15 protein-coding genes, 2 pseudogenes and 1 riboswitch are annotated in these 17070 nt (G+C 38.6%); of the genes and pseudogenes, 6 read left to right on the top strand and 11 right to left on the bottom strand.

Translation table 11 applies throughout. The features are described from left to right. From GBH70_RS08040 to istB (GBH70_RS08060), 5 genes and pseudogenes are all read left to right on the top strand, one after another. Nucleotides 1–307 (top strand): annotated as a pseudogene (locus GBH70_RS08040) (IS21 family transposase); the annotation flags it as partial. A 93-nt stretch (nucleotides 308–400) separates the two neighbouring features. After that, nucleotides 401–1603 carry an IS21 family transposase gene (istA, locus tag GBH70_RS08045; RefSeq protein WP_151680562.1) on the top strand — a complete coding sequence of 401 codons (1203 nt, stop codon included), beginning with the start codon at nucleotides 401–403 and terminating at the stop codon, nucleotides 1601–1603. Beyond that, a complete protein-coding gene (gene istB, locus GBH70_RS08050; protein WP_020153699.1) occupies nucleotides 1600–2355 on the top strand; it encodes an IS21-like element IS5376 family helper ATPase IstB in 756 nt (251 codons plus the stop codon). The genes istA and istB (GBH70_RS08050) overlap by 4 nt, the downstream gene beginning before the upstream one ends. A gap of 76 nt (nucleotides 2356–2431) precedes the next feature. Continuing rightward, on the top strand, nucleotides 2432–3385 hold the full coding sequence (locus tag GBH70_RS08055) for a Mu transposase domain-containing protein (RefSeq protein WP_253693623.1): 954 nt from the start codon (nucleotides 2432–2434) through the stop codon (nucleotides 3383–3385). Then, a complete protein-coding gene (gene istB, locus GBH70_RS08060; protein WP_151680563.1) occupies nucleotides 3385–4104 on the top strand; it encodes an IS21-like element helper ATPase IstB in 720 nt (239 codons plus the stop codon). Before GBH70_RS08055 ends, istB (GBH70_RS08060) begins: the two co-directional genes overlap by 1 nt. Here the strand turns inward: istB (GBH70_RS08060) and GBH70_RS08065 are convergent. The 6 genes and pseudogenes from GBH70_RS08065 to GBH70_RS08090 form a co-directional block, all read right to left on the bottom strand. Further along, the gene (locus GBH70_RS08065) at nucleotides 4093–4962 is read right to left on the bottom strand and encodes a PTS system mannose/fructose/sorbose family transporter subunit IID (protein WP_151680564.1); all 870 of its coding nucleotides are present in this window, start codon (nucleotides 4960–4962) and stop codon (nucleotides 4093–4095) included. The genes istB (GBH70_RS08060) and GBH70_RS08065 overlap by 12 nt on opposite strands. Beyond that, nucleotides 4937–5743 (bottom strand): PTS mannose/fructose/sorbose/N-acetylgalactosamine transporter subunit IIC, encoded by an 807-nt coding sequence (locus GBH70_RS08070; RefSeq protein ID WP_151680565.1) that lies wholly within the window; start codon nucleotides 5741–5743, stop codon nucleotides 4937–4939. Before GBH70_RS08070 ends, GBH70_RS08065 begins: the two co-directional genes overlap by 26 nt. A gap of 21 nt (nucleotides 5744–5764) precedes the next feature. Then, a pseudogene (locus GBH70_RS08075) lies at nucleotides 5765–6249 on the bottom strand (PTS sugar transporter subunit IIB). Beyond that, entirely contained in the window at nucleotides 6249–6653 is a 405-nt protein-coding gene (locus GBH70_RS08080; RefSeq protein ID WP_151680566.1) for a PTS sugar transporter subunit IIA, read from the bottom strand. The pseudogene GBH70_RS08075 and the gene GBH70_RS08080 overlap by 1 nt, the downstream one beginning before the upstream one ends. A gap of 59 nt (nucleotides 6654–6712) precedes the next feature. Beyond that, a complete protein-coding gene (locus GBH70_RS08085; RefSeq protein WP_151680567.1) occupies nucleotides 6713–7450 on the bottom strand; it encodes a GntR family transcriptional regulator in 738 nt (245 codons plus the stop codon). Between the two features lie 782 nt (nucleotides 7451–8232). Further along, nucleotides 8233–9099, bottom strand: a complete 867-nt coding sequence (locus GBH70_RS08090) for a carbon-nitrogen hydrolase family protein (protein ID WP_151680568.1) — start codon at nucleotides 9097–9099, stop codon at nucleotides 8233–8235. A 629-nt stretch (nucleotides 9100–9728) separates the two neighbouring features. On the opposite strand from GBH70_RS08090, the gene GBH70_RS08095 reads away from it, so the two are divergent. Continuing rightward, nucleotides 9729–10538 carry an ISL3 family transposase gene (locus GBH70_RS08095; protein WP_151680569.1) on the top strand — a complete coding sequence of 270 codons (810 nt, stop codon included), beginning with the start codon at nucleotides 9729–9731 and terminating at the stop codon, nucleotides 10536–10538. Nucleotides 10539–10603: 65 nt separating this feature from the next. On the opposite strand, the gene GBH70_RS08100 is transcribed toward GBH70_RS08095, so the two are convergent. The 5 genes from GBH70_RS08100 to xylA all read right to left on the bottom strand — a co-directional run bounded on the left by GBH70_RS08100 (nucleotide 10604) and on the right by xylA (nucleotide 16989). After that, nucleotides 10604–11593, bottom strand: a complete 990-nt coding sequence (locus GBH70_RS08100) for an ABC transporter substrate-binding protein (protein ID WP_151680570.1) — start codon at nucleotides 11591–11593, stop codon at nucleotides 10604–10606. Nucleotides 11594–11605: 12 nt separating this feature from the next. Next, nucleotides 11606–12370, bottom strand: coding sequence for an ABC transporter permease (locus tag GBH70_RS08105; protein ID WP_061574234.1), 765 nt, complete (start codon nucleotides 12368–12370; stop codon nucleotides 11606–11608). 100 nt (nucleotides 12371–12470) lie between these two features. Beyond that, nucleotides 12471–12573: riboswitch (TPP riboswitch) on the bottom strand. 113 nt (nucleotides 12574–12686) lie between these two features. Further along, nucleotides 12687–14066 (bottom strand): sugar porter family MFS transporter, encoded by a 1380-nt coding sequence (locus tag GBH70_RS08110; RefSeq protein WP_061574233.1) that lies wholly within the window; start codon nucleotides 14064–14066, stop codon nucleotides 12687–12689. Between the two features lie 27 nt (nucleotides 14067–14093). Beyond that, a complete protein-coding gene (xylB, locus tag GBH70_RS08115) occupies nucleotides 14094–15596 on the bottom strand; it encodes a xylulokinase (protein WP_061574232.1) in 1503 nt (500 codons plus the stop codon). Between the two features lie 58 nt (nucleotides 15597–15654). After that, complete coding sequence (gene xylA / locus GBH70_RS08120; RefSeq protein ID WP_151680571.1) at nucleotides 15655–16989, bottom strand: xylose isomerase; 1335 nt, start codon at nucleotides 16987–16989, stop codon at nucleotides 15655–15657. Nucleotides 16990–17070: the final 81 nt, after the last annotated feature.

Consider the following 17070-nt stretch of genomic DNA (forward strand, 5'->3'; position numbering starts at 1 on the left):
GAAGAAAAAGTACCATAGAACAGCAAAAAGAATGTTTGATCAGCTGGAAAAGTTTCATAGTTTCAAAGGTTCTTATCGAACAGTTCGTGATTATGTATCTCGTCGTAAAAAAGAGTTAACCGCAACAACAGTAGATGCAGCTTTACCTCTTGAAGCAATTCCTGGAACTGCTCAAGTAGACTTTGGAACGGCACCATTTAAATATCAATCAGAGGTAATTGACCTACCATATTTAGTTATGTCATTCCCTTATAGTAATACTTTTTACTTTCAAGTTTTTCCTTCGGAAAACACAGAATGTTTACTAGTGTTAAAGCCGATGATAAAATCCCCAATATAGCCGGAATAAAATTCCCCACTTACAATAGAACCATAGTGTCAATGAGAGGAGCTATGGTTCGTGATTACGAGAGGGGAATTTTTTATGATCAAAGAGATGTATGAAAGGGGAATGAGTATTTCCGATATTGCGAGGGAGTTGGGGATTGATCGGAAAACCGTTCGAAAATATATTCACTCCCCCAATCCCCCTTCCAAATCTAAGCGAAAACAAAGAAAAAGCAAGTTAGATCCATTTAAAGAGTATCTTCAAAAACGAATGTTAGAGGATGGGGTGTTCAATAGCGAAAAGTTATTTTTCGAAATTCGACAACAGGGCTATACAGGAGGAAAGACGATTTTAAAGGACTATATAAAACCTTTCCGAGAGACGGCGAAAAAGAAATACACCGTTCGTTATGAAACGCTTCCTGGTGAACAAATGCAAGTCGATTGGAAAGAAGTCGGGGAGGTGATAATCGAAGGGAGAAAAGTCAAGTTATCGCTATTTGTGGCCACATTAGGCTATTCGCGGATGAAATACGCGGTATTTACGACCAGCCAGGACCAGGAACACTTAATGGAATGCCTGATTCAGAGTTTCCAATACTTCGGCGGAGTTCCGAAGAAGGTGTTATTTGATAATATGAAGACCGTTACAGACGGCCGGGAACAAGGAGTGGTGAAATGGAATCAACGATTTTCTGAATTTGCGAGTTACTACGGATTTATTCCAAAAGTGTGCCGGCCTTACCGGGCCCAGACAAAGGGAAAAGTCGAACGAGCCATTCAGTATATCATGGATCACTTCTATGTGGGGACAGCGTTTGAAAGCATCGAGGAATTAAATTTCCTTCTCCATCGTTGGCTCGATCAAGTGGCGAATCGGAAGCCAAACGCCACTACCGGCATTCCTCCGCAAGAGCGTTGGGCAGAGGAACAGCTGAAACCTCTCCCGTTGAACGATTACGATACGAGCTATCTTTCCTATCGGAAAGTGCATTGGGATGGCAGTTTCTCATACAAAGGGGAACAATGGCTCTTATCGGCGGAGTATGCGGGCAAAGAAATTCTGGTGAAGGAGCGATTAAATGGGGATATTCGATTGTATTATCGAGGGGAGGAGATTTCTTACTTGAACCAACAGAAAAAAGTGATTTCATTCGCCGAAAAAATCAAAAAGAAACAGACGGAAATGGCCGTCACCATTTCGCCTATTTCGGTGGAAGTGGATACTCGTCCATTGTCCGTTTATGACACATTCCTGCGAGGGGAAAGCTCATGAAAGAACAAATACACGAGTATTGCCACCGTCTTCATTTGCCTGTCATGGCGGAGCGATGGTCCGCCATGGCAGAATACGCAGCTACTCATAATATACCATATTCGGAGTTTTTATTCCGCTTATTAGAGGCGGAAATCATCGAAAAACAGGAACGATCGATCCAAACGCTCATCAAACTGTCCAAACTGCCATATCGCAAGACGATCGATACGTTTGATTTTAACGCACTGCCTTCCGTGGACGAGCGTCGGATTCGAGAGCTGCTTACCTTATCGTTTATTGATCGAAAGGAGAATATCCTTTTTCTCGGTCCGCCGGGGATTGGAAAGACACATCTGGCGATTTCGATTGGAATGGAGGCGATCGCAAGAGGGTATAAAACGTATTTTATTACCGCCCATGATTTGGTCACTCAGTTAAGAAAAGCCGACCAGGAAGGAAAGCTGGAAAAAAAGCTTCGCATGTTTGTGAAGCCAACCGTTCTCATTATTGATGAAATGGGGTACTTAAAACTGGACCCAAACAGCGCCCATTACTTATTTCAGGTCATCGCCCGTCGGTATGAACATGCCCCGATTATCCTCACCTCCAACAAAAGCTTTGGGGAATGGGGAGAAGTTGTGGGAGACTCGGTATTGGCGACCGCGATGTTAGATCGATTACTGCATCATTCCATCATTTTCAACCTAAAGGGGGAAAGCTATCGATTACGGGAAAAGAGGATCCAACAAGAAAAACAGAAGGATCAATAAGGTCCTTCTGGGGAATTTTAAACCGGCGATTTTTGGGAAAAAATAATCGGCCTTGACACTAGAGGGGTTACAGCGAATGTTCCATCATATGGGCGGTGTACCTAAGATAATTCGTTTTGATAACTTATCACCTGCCGTTAAGAAGATACATTCAAAAGGAGAGCGTGATTTAACCGATACATTTGAAAGGTTTGTTTTACATTATGGATTTAAATATGAATTTTGTAACCCAGGTAAAGGTAATGAAAAAGGCCACGTAGAAGCAATGGTTAAATATGTTCGTAATAACTTCTTATTACCAGAGAATACTATATTAGATCTTGACCAATTTAATAAAACACTGTGGAAGCAAGCTGAAGAAGATCGTGATCGTCCACATTACGAAAAAAACATCTTACAATCTAAACTTTATAAAGTAGATCAAGAGAATTGGCTTATGCTTCCGGAAAAGGAATTTCATTGTGCCCGTTATCAAGATGTAAGAGCAGACAAATACGGGATGGTTACAGTAGATAAAAAGCAATATTCGACTTCCCCACGATTCGCAAAGCAATTGGTCAGAGTTTGTATTACGTATAATACGGTAAATATCCTGAATGACCGTAACGAAGTGGTAGTAAAACATTCACGTTTATATGGCATTAAAAGGAAATCAATGATATGGCAGCCGTATTTAGATTTATTATCAAAACGACCGAGAGCCATTAAATATTCAAGTATTTATAATCAATTTCCAACCATATGGTCTGACTATTTGAATGATTGTACGGAGGAAGAGCAGAAAAAAGCTTTGCGTTTATTGGGAGAACTCTTAAAGAATGATGATTTTTCATTACTAAACGAGGCATTACAAACAGCTTCAGTCCATGGACACCCAAGCGTTGATCAAATTAAGCATTGTTTCTATACAATACTAAATCAAAATACCTCGCATACAACGATTCAACCTAAAGTGCCATTACCAAGGGTTCCTGAAATAACGAGGGGACTGTCTCATTATGATACCTTCTTTCAAAAGGAGGATCAATAATGAACGAGCAAATAGAAGCATATGCAAAACGATTAAAATTGAGCTGGATAAGAGAAAATTATCAACAGATAGAAGCAAACAGTAACCAAGAATACCTTCTCAAGTTATTTGAGAAGGAAGTACAAAATCGAGAAGAAAGAAGAATCAATCTTTTACTTAAACAAGCACAACTGCCTAAAACAGGAGATCAACCCTATCAGTGGGAACATATTCAGATTCCTCAAGGAATCAGTAGAACGACAGTTCTAAATGGAGACTTTATTGCTGAGAAAGAAAATCTTATTTTGTATGGTGGAGTTGGTACTGGAAAGACATATTTGGCAACTTTAATCAGCTTAAATGCCATACATAGATTTGGCAGTCGAGTGAAATTTTTTACAGTTGCATCTTTAGTAAATAAGTTGATTGAAGCAAATCAGCAAGGCTCTTTAGTTAAAATGATGAAACAAATAGAAAAACTAGATTTACTAGTGTTAGATGAATTGGGATATATTCCACTCAATAAAGAAGGTGCCGAGCTTTTATTTCAAGTTATCTCTATGTGTTATGAGAATAAAAGTATCGTAATAACAACGAATTTACAGTTTGGACAGTGGAATCACGTATTTGGTGACCCTATATTAACGGAAGCAGTTATCGATCGTTTGATACACCATTCACATTTACTACTCTTTACAGGTGATAGTTTCCGTTATAAAGAATCCTTACTACATGGATAAAAGGATTTGGCAAGTGGCATACAATTTTAAATGCCAAATCATACATTTTTTACTTGCCAAATACATTACAAAAAGTATGGCTTTAGTTGAAGTCATTTTTTTGTGGCCTAGTAAGAAATAAACAATTCCAACTAACAAAATAGGAATTAGCGATGGCATTATTTGATCAAGCATATCTTGAATTTTGAGGGTTACATCACCAGATTTATATACAAATGGTACCTTCGCATTAATTACTGTTGGTATTAATGCACCAACTACAGTTACTCCTAATAAAATTGCTGCATCTGTGAGTGCATTTAAGCGATCAGAAAATTCAGTTACAAGCTTATTTCCTTGTTTATATCCAAACGGTAACAATGTAAATCTAAATCCAATAATCAGGATATTCACAATTATCCACATAACAACTCCTGTCACATTACCTTTTAAAGCCATATAAGAAGCAATAGATCCCATAATGGTTGGTATTATAACACCAAAGATTGTATCCCCAACCCCTGCAAAAGGTCCCATTAAACCTGTTTTTAATCCAGTAATTACTTCTTTAGATTCTTTTTTTTCTTTTTCTTCTATTGCCATATCCATTCCAAGAATTAATCCACCTACCATTGGATTGGTATTAAAAAATTGGTTATGCAAAGTCATCATTTCTTTTAAATCATCTTCATTTTTATATATTTTTCTTAAAGTTGGTAAAATACTATACAAATAGCCTGTGGACATCATTCTTTCATAGTTCCAACAAATTTGACTGCATAATAACCATCGTACATTCGCTGCCCACAAATCTCTTTTAGTAATATTATCTAAATCAGCAAGCCTTTTAGGTTCAATCTTCGTATTCTCCATTTTCATTTTCCACCCCTACCATTATATTATTTGAACCTTCAGTAACCGCAAGTTGCTTTGTGTAGTTCTTTTGGAAGAAAATAATTGCTAAAGCTAATCCAATTAATGCTACTCCTAACATTGGTACTTTTAAATAAGAGGCTGCAACAAAGCCAATTAGCAAATATGCAAAGAACTTTTTGGTAGGCAAATATCTTAATAGAATTGCGATACCAACTACTGGTAAAATTCCGCCTGCAACTTTCAAACCACCCATTAACCAATCAGGCATACCATCCACAATTAAATTAACAATTCTCTTACCGAAGACTAACATTATAAAAACAGGAATTGCGCGTGATAACCCCCAAGGCAGTGCACCTAATAAAACATTACGTTTAATAGCGGATATATTATTTTCCTCAATATTTCTATCTATACGATGGAGAAAAAACGTATTTGTAAAACGAGCTAGTACATCTAATTGAACCATTAGTAAACCAACAGGGACTGCAATGCCAATAGCAAATTCGACATCTTGATTTGAAATAACAGCAAATGCTGTTCCAACTATTGCACCTGTAACAAAGTCAGGTATGGAAGCGCCTCCATAAGTTCCTACGCCAAGAACCATTAATTGTAAAGTTGCACCTACTGCTAAGCCCAATTTAATATCCCCCATTATTATTCCTGCAATTGTACCAATAATTACTGGATATTGACAGCCGATATTTAAAGATAATGCATCAAGAATAGATAAAAAGGCTAATATGACCAAAAGAATTATTTGCCAAACTGCTAAATCCATAAATTTTCACTCCTTTTGGATTTATATAAGTTCCATAAAATTAACTGGTTCTTGAGTGGGAATCATTTGTGCAATAATCTTTATATTTTTGGAATCCAAATATTTAAAATCTTCAATATCTTGTTCCGTGACACATATTGATTTTCTGATCTGTTTTGAATTTGCCTTATTTGACATATTTCCAACAGTTATCTGAGAAAAATTGATACCTCCATCAACTAATTTACGTAATACGGAAGGAGATTTTACAATTATAAAAACACGTTGATCAGCATATTTATTGGATAAAATATTTTTTATTGCACCATTAGTAGTTAAAATGCTCAATTTTACTCCTGAAGGTACCGCTAATTTTAATGCCGTTTTCTCAAAATCATTTTTACAACATTATCATCAATAATCATAATTCGATTAGCTTTTAATGTATTTGTCCACATGGTAGCTACTTGTCCATGGATAAGCCTTTCATCGATCCTTACATGAATAATTCCATTTTCATTCGTCATTAATTTTCCTCCTCTCCAATCGTACTTATTAATTTATTATCCTTAGAAACTACTATTTTACAGAAATCTTTCACTTCATCCATAACTTGACTCAGACTTTCACCTAAACTTAGAGGGATTACCATAGCTAAAGAAAGACCCGTGGCAACTATAATATTACTATATTTTTGTGACGCAATAATTGCTGCATTGCATGGAGTTCCACCTGGAATGTCTACTATAATTGTAAACTCATCATCCCTATATTCTTGAATAATATTCTCAAATTGCAAGAGAACATCATTAATGCCCATAGTTTCTGTAAAACCTACTGCATGAATATTTTCATTGTTTCCGGTAATCATTTGACAACTATTTTTCGTCTCGATAGCATATTTTCCATGTGCTGCAAGTATATATTGCATACAGTACCCCCTCGAAAAAGTTGATATATTATTGTTTAGATGGTATAGGAATACTCCCTTTAATACTTTTCTTTAATTATTTCAATGGAATAATAATTGTGTCGCACATAAGTATCAACGAATTCAAATGGTTTGTTTTCAGATAAGTAAGTTATACGTTGAATATGGTAAACAGGACTGTCATTAATTTTCAATTTCTCTCTTACTTCATTTCTAACAGGGTATTCAATTTCAATTGTTTCTCTCATAGCTTCATGTAAAATATTAATTCCACAAACCTTAAATATTTTTTCTGATAATGAAGTGAATTCATCTTGGTTAGATAAGTCTATACCATTCAGATAGCTTTTTGGAATAAAATTGTTTTGCAACGCCCATGGAACATCATCAACGTAACGAATTCTTTGAAATTGAAAAATCCCTTCATTAGATGAAATATTTAATTTTTTTGCAATATGACTATCTTTTATTTCTTTTATGAGGTCGACTTCAGTTCTTTCTAAGCTTTCAATCGAATTAAACTGTTTCTTTTTATCGTTTGGAAAGTGAGAATACTCATTAAAAATTACTTGCTTATTTAAAATTGATTTACTAACAAAAGTACCTTTTCCTTGTATTCGGTTAATAAGCCCATCTCGTACTAGTTCCTGAAGAGCTCTTACAACAGTTGTGTTACTAACATTATATTTTTTCTTTAATTCCCCCTCAGAGTATATTTTTTCTCCTGGTTTCAATTTTCCACTTAGTATTTCTTCCTTTAAATCATAAATAATTTTTAAGTACTTGGGATCGTTCATGTTTCCTCCTAAAAAATGGTGATCTAATTACTACTAATTAACGTTATAACCGGTTAACACGTTAACTCTACATTTAGAATACATCTTTATGAAAACGATTTCAACTATTTTGTCAAAAAATAATTCTTATACTTCTATAAAGCAAATTTTACTGTTCTAAAGTAATTTCTAATTATCTCATAAGAAAGTAGGACATTCTCATCCTTAAAGCAAAAAAATTTTCTTTAACATTACATGCATGGATTATTCAAGTATATTGTGAAAAGTAAATACGAAGACAATAGTCTTAGTCCATCCTCTCTCTAAGAATCAAAGATTTAATAAAAATGTTTCAAGAACCTTCTTCTGTTTTCTGATTCCTTTCTTTCGTTCTCTGACAAATCTAGCCTTCACTTATAGCACTATCTTCTTTTCATACGATTATTATAAAAAATCTTTTCTCTCGTTATTTAAAAATTAACGGACTAAAATTCCATATTAAAAACAGGCTGGGACAAAAGGTTTTAGACCATAAGAAATCCGAACGTTATTCGAAAACTAATTTAAGTTTTTCGATAAAGTTCGGATTTTATTGCTATTTTAATGTTAAAAATAAACTGTTATTCGATTTTATGACATTCAATTTTAGTTTTGTCCCAGCCTCCTTCTATTATTGATTAGTCAGGACTTTTAAATATTAGAGCTAGATAAGTTAGGTTTTTCCAAGTGATATTATTATCCGCAAATTTTTGAAATAGGATTTATAATTGTTTGACTGATTTTCCTGCTATGTTAAATAATTTTTATTGTTTTAACATTGGATACAGTTCAGGTTGGCGTTCTTTTAATAAATTTAATGACATTAACCCCGTAGCTCTCGTTTTTACAATTTCTTCTTGAATTTCTATATCTACCGTTACCATTTTTTCTTCATAGCCAGTCGTTGCTACAATATTACCTGCTGGATTCACGATTTGACTGTGACCATAATAATCGTGATCTCCATGCATACCAACAATATCTGAAGAAATAAACCAGCATTGGTTTTCAAAAGCTCTTGTTTCATCTAACATATTGAAATATTTGCCCATCTGATCGTGTTTAGGATTACCGCCTACTTCCATCATTGGCCAAGCAGTCGGCATTATTAACAATTCCGCACCTTGTAATGCAAGCTCACGAGTTGTTTCTGGAAACATCTTGTCATAACAAATCAGTAACCCAATTTTTCCAATAGCTGTCTCGAAAACTTTGAATTCATCACCGCGATAATAAGCATGAACTTCATCACCTGGTTGATGAATTTTCCGATACGTACCAATATGTCCTTCTGGTCCCAGTAATACTGCAGAGTTATATAAACGGTCATAATACTTTGGATCCCGTTCTGTTAATCCGAAAACGATATACATATTATAATTAGCAGCAAGTTTTAATAAACGCTTCGTTGATTCTCCTTCAGGAACAAGTTCCGCTTGATCATGTTGATAGGAAATATTGTCATAATCAATTGCAAATAGATTTTTTAAGTATCCTTGTAGTGATTGCTCTGGAAAAACAATTAATTTTGAACCTTCAGCAGCTGCCTTTTGAATAAATGATTCATATTTTTCAAGATTTCTCTTTTTATCATACGTGACCTTCATTGAAACTGTAGATACTTTTACCATATATGATACGCCTCCTTAATGTAATATAAATTAACATTATATTGTTATTTATTATTACAATCATTATTTTATAACTTTTTTAAATAAAAATCAATTATTTTTTGAAAAAAAGCACACAAATCACGTTATATTTTATAACATATTTATTCTTACCAAAGTGATGTTTCTAGGATAAAATTGAAAGCTACAAAAAAATTAAAATACAAATACTTACATACTTTTAATCTTGCAATCCCAATAAAAATATAGTTAACTATATTTATGCATGGTTATTGTTCTGAACCGGATAAAAATTCCGGTGTTGGAACATAGGGTTCGGAGTTAGTCCGGACGGTCGGGTGGCTCTTTTTATTACAAAAAAACTTCATGAAAGCTCATGACTTTAGTCATTGAGATGAAATGAACAGGTTTTGAAATGAACCTTATGTATAGATAAGAACCTGCCGATGTTGTTTAAGGTCAGTTAATGCCATATTATATTTTTCACATAAAAATACGAATAATGACGGTTTTAGTCAAAGTTCGTAGTTAAATAATAATTGCTTCCTCGCTATTTAATGTTTAGTTTAAAGCCTCCCAAAGCTGTCTATACTGGGTAATACTACTAAATTACCTGGGGTGATAGTCTTATGAAAAACTTTGAAGAAGAGTATAATGTATTCCAAGATGCGTTAGAAATACCTAAACCTTGGTATGTTTTCCATAATGAATTAGCTAAAGAAGAAAACACCTTACACATTTATATTGAATATCAATCAGGAGCGGAATTTTCTTGTCCTAATTGCGGTAAAACGGGATGTAAAGTTCATGATATACAAGATCAAGACCGGACTTGGAGACATCTAAATTTTTGGCAATACAAGACCATTCTCCATGCCAGAATGCCACGAGTAAAATGTGAGTCATGCGGTAAAATACGTACGGTTGTCATTGATTGGGCACGTCCAGGAGCTGGATTTTCATTATTATTTGAGCACCATGTGTTGTCGCTAATGGTTGAAATGCCTGTCGCTGCCGTAGCTCGTGAAGTAGGCGAACATGATACGCGCCTTTGGCGAGTATTTAAATATTATGTCAACAAAGCCATGGAAAACATAGATGTATCTAATGTCACTCATATAGCGATGGATGAAACATCACGAGCAAAAGGCCATAAATATGTGACATTTTTTATTGATATGGATACCAAACGCCTAATTTTCGCTACTACTGGTAAAGGTGCAGAAGTACTGCAGGTGTTTAGCCAGTTTCTGGACAGTAAAGGGGTTTTACATTCCCAGATTAAAGAATTTTGTTGCGATATGTCACCAGCCTTTATTTCGGGTATTGAAGAGAAATTCCCGAATGCAACGATTACGTTTGATAAATTTCATGTCATGAAAATGGTAAATGAAGCATTAGATCAGGTACGAAAACAAGAATTGAAACATAGTGATTAGAGAAACTTTTTTGGTTTTGCCGTCTTTCTAAAATAAAATGCCGGCGGGATGCCGGCCAAGTTTCCTTATTTAGATAGATTTGTAAAAGCTTTTTCAGCATTGATATGCGTTTTTGTCATTTTGGTTTGATAGAGCCAATCTGATACTTTTTCCCAGGATTTTGGATCCTGATAGGCGAATGGTTTATTTTTTTCATCCATCAGCGGCAGAAGGATTTGCAGGCTCTTTGTTTCCACATTTTTGTCAAGCGGCGAAGACGGATCCTCGTGCTTCAATAAAATGGCAAGCCCTTTTTGCGAGTGCTTTTCGACATATTGCTGACCTTTTTCTGCTGCGGTGAGGAATTTTTTAAAAATTTCTGGCTGCTGTTTGAGCTTATTTTCGTTTGCGATTAAAACAAGCTCGTAATAGTCCGGTACGCCGTATTTTGCAGGGTTAAATGTTCGTACAGCGTGTCCTTCTTTTTCCAGCAGCAGCTTTTCATGATTCACAAAGCCGCCGATGATGGCATCTGTTTTATGCGTCGCCAGAGCAGGAATTAAGTCATATCCGACATCTACCGTTTTTACTTTATTTGGATTTCCGCCATCTGTTTTAACCATTGTACGGATGGCTGCTTCATAAAGCGGGATGGATGAGTAGCCGACCGTTTTTCCGGCTAAGTCTTTCGGGGACCGGATATTGCTTGAAGCCGGAACCATCACCCGATTAAGCGTATGGCGGACAACTGCGCCGAAAGATTGGACAGGGATGTTTTCATCACGTGCCATTAACACTTGCGGCTGGTAACTCAGCGCAATATCTACTTGATTGGCGGCGACAAGTTTTAATGGGTCGTTTGTATCAGACGGCATTTTAATGCTGACATCCAAGCCCTGTTCTTTAAAATACCCCTTTTCCTGCGCAACATAAAGAAAAGAATGGACAGCATTTGGATACCAGTCGAGCATAATGGTTATTTTTTGCAAATGATGTTTTGATGTGTGGTCTGCCCGGCTGCTGCAGGCACCCAATATCAATGCAAGCGCAGCCGTTAAAATCCATAGTTTTTTCATTGGAAAGCCCCCTTAAGCCTTTGTTCTGTATTTCAAAATGCTTTTTTCGATCGCGTAAACGAGCAAAAATAATATCATGCCGAGCGCGGACAGCAGAAAAACAGCAGAAAAGACAGCTCCTGCCTGCAAATATCCGGACATCCGCCTGCTGAAATAGCCGAGCCCTGCGTTTGCCCCGAGCCATTCCCCGATCGTAGCCCCGGTAACGCAATAAACAATGGATAATTTCAGCCCGGACAAAAATGAGGGAAGCGCCATCGGAATATGGAGCTTTCGAAAAATCACCCACGGCCCGGCGCCCATTGTCCGGAACAGGTTTTGATAGGCGGAATCAACAGCTTTTAGTCCGTCAAAGGTACTGATCACAACCGGAAAGATGGCCGTTAAAATAATAATGGCGACTTTGCTCCAAATCGTGTAACCGAACCACATCATAAATATGGGCGAAATCGCAACGAGCGGTACAGTTTGCGAGATCACAAGAAATGGATAAAAGATTTTTTCCGCTGTTTTGGAAACATACATGATGACGCCAAGCGCGACCCCGCCCGCAACGGATAAAATAAACCCGATGCAAACTTCCTCCAATGTTACAGGCAAATGCACGGCGACTAATTGCCTGCGGTTTGCCATAAAAGATTCATAGATTTGGGAAGGGGAGGGCAGGATAAAAGACGGGACAAACCCTTTCTGTACGATCCACTGCCATCCGCTGATTATCACGATCGTAACAATACAAAACAGCCCGTAATCTTGCGCCCATTTTTGCCACTTCATTTACTCGACCCCCTTTGTTGTGCATGATTCACCGTTTGGGCCATACTCCTTCCGCAAATAAAAAACCGCCCAATTCCGGAGAAATGAGCGGCCGTAATGTCACATTATGTACTCACTTCCCTCCGCTGGTATGATCCAGATCAGGTTCAAAGGGTCCGAAGCATGGTGCCCCGTCTCAGCCAGTGGCTCCCCTAGTGAAATCATGCATATTTTATTCGTTTGGAATATAAGCAATTATAGCATAATCAATTGAAAATCGGAATGGTCAGCTGGAATAAATGGCCGGCAGTAAATTTTCCGGCCGTATGCGTAATTGTTACTTTTGCATTGAATGTGTGAGATTAAGGCCTTTGTCAGATGATTTATTCCTAAGTTCAATCTCAATTTGTTCAAGGCTTTTCCCTTTAGTTTCCGATACTTTTCTTATTACAAAGATAAATGCTAAAACACCCATAATGCCATAAACGATGAACATCGTGCTAATGCCAAATTGTTCTATTAATTTAGGAAAAGTTAGTGAAACAATTAAGTTCGCAAGCCAGTTTGCTACACTGCCGATCCCCATGCCGATTCCACGGATTTTAAGCGGGAATATTTCCGACAACATGACCCAAACAACCGGCCCCCAAGTTAATGAGAAAAAAGCAATATAGACAGCCAGGCATACGACTGTAGTCCAACTGGCGGCAGGGGACGAGCCAAGCAAAGCGCTTACAATCCCAAGTATAAATAAAGCGATCGACATCCCGGCATTTCCAATGAGTAAAAGCGGTTTTCGACCAACTTTGTCAATAATGAGAACAGCAACGGCTGTTATGATGACATTGACGATCCCGATTCCAACGGTTCCTAAAATTGCAGCAGAATCACCGAGACCGATTTTCGTAAATGTTGTCGGGGCGTAATAAAGGACAGTATTGCATCCGATAATTTGCTGGAAGACAGCCAGTCCGATGCCGGCGATTAGAGACGGGCGTACCCATGCTTGTTTTACTTCTTTGAAACCGCCTTGATTTTTTTCCAGTTCATTTGCAAGTTTGATTTCTTTGATTTCTTCTTCAACGCCTTGGTTTTTCCTCATAAAGTTTAAAATAGACCTGGCTTCCTTTTCCATTCCTTGTTTAAGCAGCCATCGGGGACTTTCTGGCAGAAAAAACATTCCAATCAGTAGCAATAGACCGGGTATGAATGCAAATCCCAGCATCCAGCGCCACCCTCTAGAAGCAGCAAAGGCGTAGTTGATAATATAAGCCAGTAAAATTCCGACCATAATCATCAGCTGGTTTAGGCTTGACAATGCTCCGCGGATAGCAGTCGGTGCCATTTCCGATAAATACATTGGCACAAGCGCAGATGCACTTCCAACTGCCAATCCAAGTATGATTCTAAAAAGGATTAAGATCCCTGTATTTGGGGCCAGTGCCGAACCTAATGCACCGATACAAAATATTGTTGCAGCAAGCAGGACAACCTTTTTCCTTCCCCATCTGTCTGATAATGCCCCGCTAATCGCTGCACCAATCATACAGCCGAATAAAATGGAACTAACGACAACCCCTTCTGTCCATGATGTTAAGTGTAAATCTCTTTTTATGAAAAGAAGGGCGCCGGAAATTACCCCTGTATCATAGCCAAACAACAAACCGCCTAATGCTCCGAAAAAATAAATCAGGCCATTATTTATTTTAAACTTCATTTATTTTCCCTCCCAAGTTTTGAAAGATCAATTGGTTTTCCTTAAATCAAACAACTGGTGATTGATCGCAACGGTATGCGGATATACATCTTTATATACTTGGTAAAATGCCTGATAGCGGCTGACATTCTCAGGTATCGGTTCGAATGTTTGGCCTGGTTGGATAAAAGCTTCTGTGCAATCTTTTAAAGACGGGTACCAGCCTAATCCGCTTGCGGCGATCATGGCGGCTCCCATACCCGGGCCTTGTTCGTTCTGCAGTTTGATGACTGTCGCATTAAAAACATCGGCCTGGATTTGCAGCCATAAGTCGCTTTTGGCGCCACCGCCGATCGAAATGACCGTGTCTATTTTCTTTCCGTAGTTGCGGAAAATTTCAACACTTTCATGAATCGAGAACACAATGCCTTCAATCACTGCGCGGGCAAAATCTCGTTTCGTATGGGAACTGTCTATTCCCGTAAATGTGCCACGGATTTTTGCATCTGCATAAGGTGTCCGTTCCCCGACAAGAAAAGGGGTAAAAATCAGCCCGTTGGCGCCGATTGGGGAGAGCGCGGCTTCCTCTAATAAATCCGTAAACGGCTGGCAATTTGCGAATGTATCTTTAAACCAGGACAAACTATATCCGGCAGCCAAAGTGACGCCCATTGTGTAATAGGAATCTTTTTGCCCGTGGTTAAAGAGATGTACTTTACCGCCGAAGTTTTTGTTTTTATCTTTTTCATAAGAAAGGAAAACACCTGATGTGCCGATACTGCAGAGTGCTTTACCTTCTTCTAAAATCCCCGCACCGATTGCGCCGCAGGCATTATCCGCCCCGCCGGCAAATACTTTCACGTCCGGGGACAAACCGCATTTTTCTGCGATTTCAGGTATTAATCTCCCAACTTCGTCTTCTGTTTCCACTAACGGCGGGCAGATTCCAGACGGGATATCAAAAGCGCGCAGGATATCCGTGCTCCACGATTTGTTTACAATATCTAAAAGCAGCGTGCCGGCTGCATCGGAATAATCCATGCCAATTGTTCCGGTTAACCGGAAACGGAGATAATCTTTCGGCAATAAAAAGACCCGTGCTTTTTTTAAATTTTCCGGTTCGTATTTCTTCACCCAAAGGATTTTTGGAAGCGTAAATCCTTCCAAAGCGGGGTTTTTCGTAATTTCAAGCAGTTTGCCGCCCAGCTCCCGTTCGATTTGTTTGCATTGTTCTGTCGTTCTTGTATCATTCCATAGAATGGCATTGCGGATGACCCGGTAGTTTTCATCGAGCAACACGAGGCCGTGCATCTGGCCGGAAAAGCTGAGCCCTTCAATATCATCCCGGGGAACTTTAGATTCTTCCACCAGTTCTTTTAAAGCCTGGACTGTTTTTTCCACCCATTCTTCCGGATCCTGTTCACTGTAGCCTGGCCGCGGTTGGATTAATGGATAGGGTTTTGATACGGATGAAACCACCCGGCCGTTCTGATCGACAAGCAGCACTTTCACTGAACTTGTCCCTAAATCCACACCGATAGCATATTTCATGGTAATCTCCTCGCTAAAATAGACCCGGTCGCCCTTTAGGCAGGCCGGATCCATATTTTTAAGCTAAAGCGCCTTGATACGCTTCTTGGACAATATAGTGGTTCAGTGTATTTTTCAGTTGTTCCAGCCTTCCCGACTGGTTAGTGATTTCTTTTTTGTCCAGAATATAGTTTTCCAGAGATTTGAAGTCGGCTCTGCCGGAAACGATATCGGCCCCAATGCCTTCTTTGTAGCTGCTATAGCGTTCTTCGATAAAGTCATCGAATACTCTGTCTTCAATCAGGCGGTTGGCAACCTTTAAGCCGAGGGCGAAGCTGTCCATGCCGGCGATATGCGCATAGAACAGATCTTCCGGTGTAAATGATGTCCGGCGCGTTTTTGCATCAAAGTTCAATCCGCCCCTGCCAAGGCCGTCGTTTTTCAATACTTCGTACATGGCAAGTGTTGTGGAATAAAGGTCTGTCGGGAATTCATCCGTATCCCACCCAAGCAGCGGATCACCTTGGTTAGCATCTAAAGATCCCAGCATGCCGTGCGTCCTTGCGACACGGATTTCATGTTCAAAAGTATGTCCGGCGAGTGTCGCATGGTTGGCTTCCAAATTCAATTTAAAATCTTTATCCAAATCATAGGTTTTCAAGAATGCAATGGCGGTAGCGGCGTCAAAATCGTATTGGTGTTTCGTCGGTTCTTTCGGTTTCGGTTCAATTAAGAATTGGGCATCGAATCCGATTTCTTTTGCATAGTCGACAGCCATATGGAAGAATCTGGACATATTTTCTTGTTCCAGTTTCATATCGGTATTTAATAAAGTTTCATAGCCTTCACGCCCTCCCCAGAATACATAGTTTTCAGCACCTAATTCTTTCCCGATTTCCAGTGCCTTTTTCACCTGGGCGGCAGCATAAGCGAATACATCTGCATTGCATGAACTTGCCGCGCCGTGCATGAACCTTGGATTGGTGAACATGTTTGCTGTATTCCAAAGCAGTTTTACCTTACTTGTTTTCATATAATCTTTAATCATTGCAACGATAACGTCTAAATTTTTGTTTGTTTCTCTTAATGTATCGCCTTCAGGGGCAATGTCGCGGTCATGGAAGCAGAAGTAAGGGTTTCCAAGTTTTTCAAAAAACTCAAACGCCGCTTCTACTCTTGCTTTCGCAAGATCCATGCCTGAGAAACGATCCCACGGGCGGACTTTTGATCCTGCGCCGAACGGGTCAGTCCCTGCCTCAGTAAAGGTGTGCCAGTATGCAACCGAGAAGCGCAGATGTTCCTCCATCGTTTTGCCGGCGACGACTTCTTTCGGATTGTAATGGTTAAACGAAAGATCGCTTTTTAATTGTTTACCAGAATAAGTGATTTTGCTGACGTTTGGAAAATATGCCATTGCTGCTTCCTCCTATAAAATTTTGTAAACGCATACATAGGGCCCTAAAAAATATTGGGTGATTACTTTGTTTAACAGTTA

It is taken from the genome of Weizmannia acidilactici (assembly GCF_008974225.1).
Lineage (GTDB): Bacteria > Bacillota > Bacilli > Bacillales > Bacillaceae_C > Weizmannia > Weizmannia acidilactici.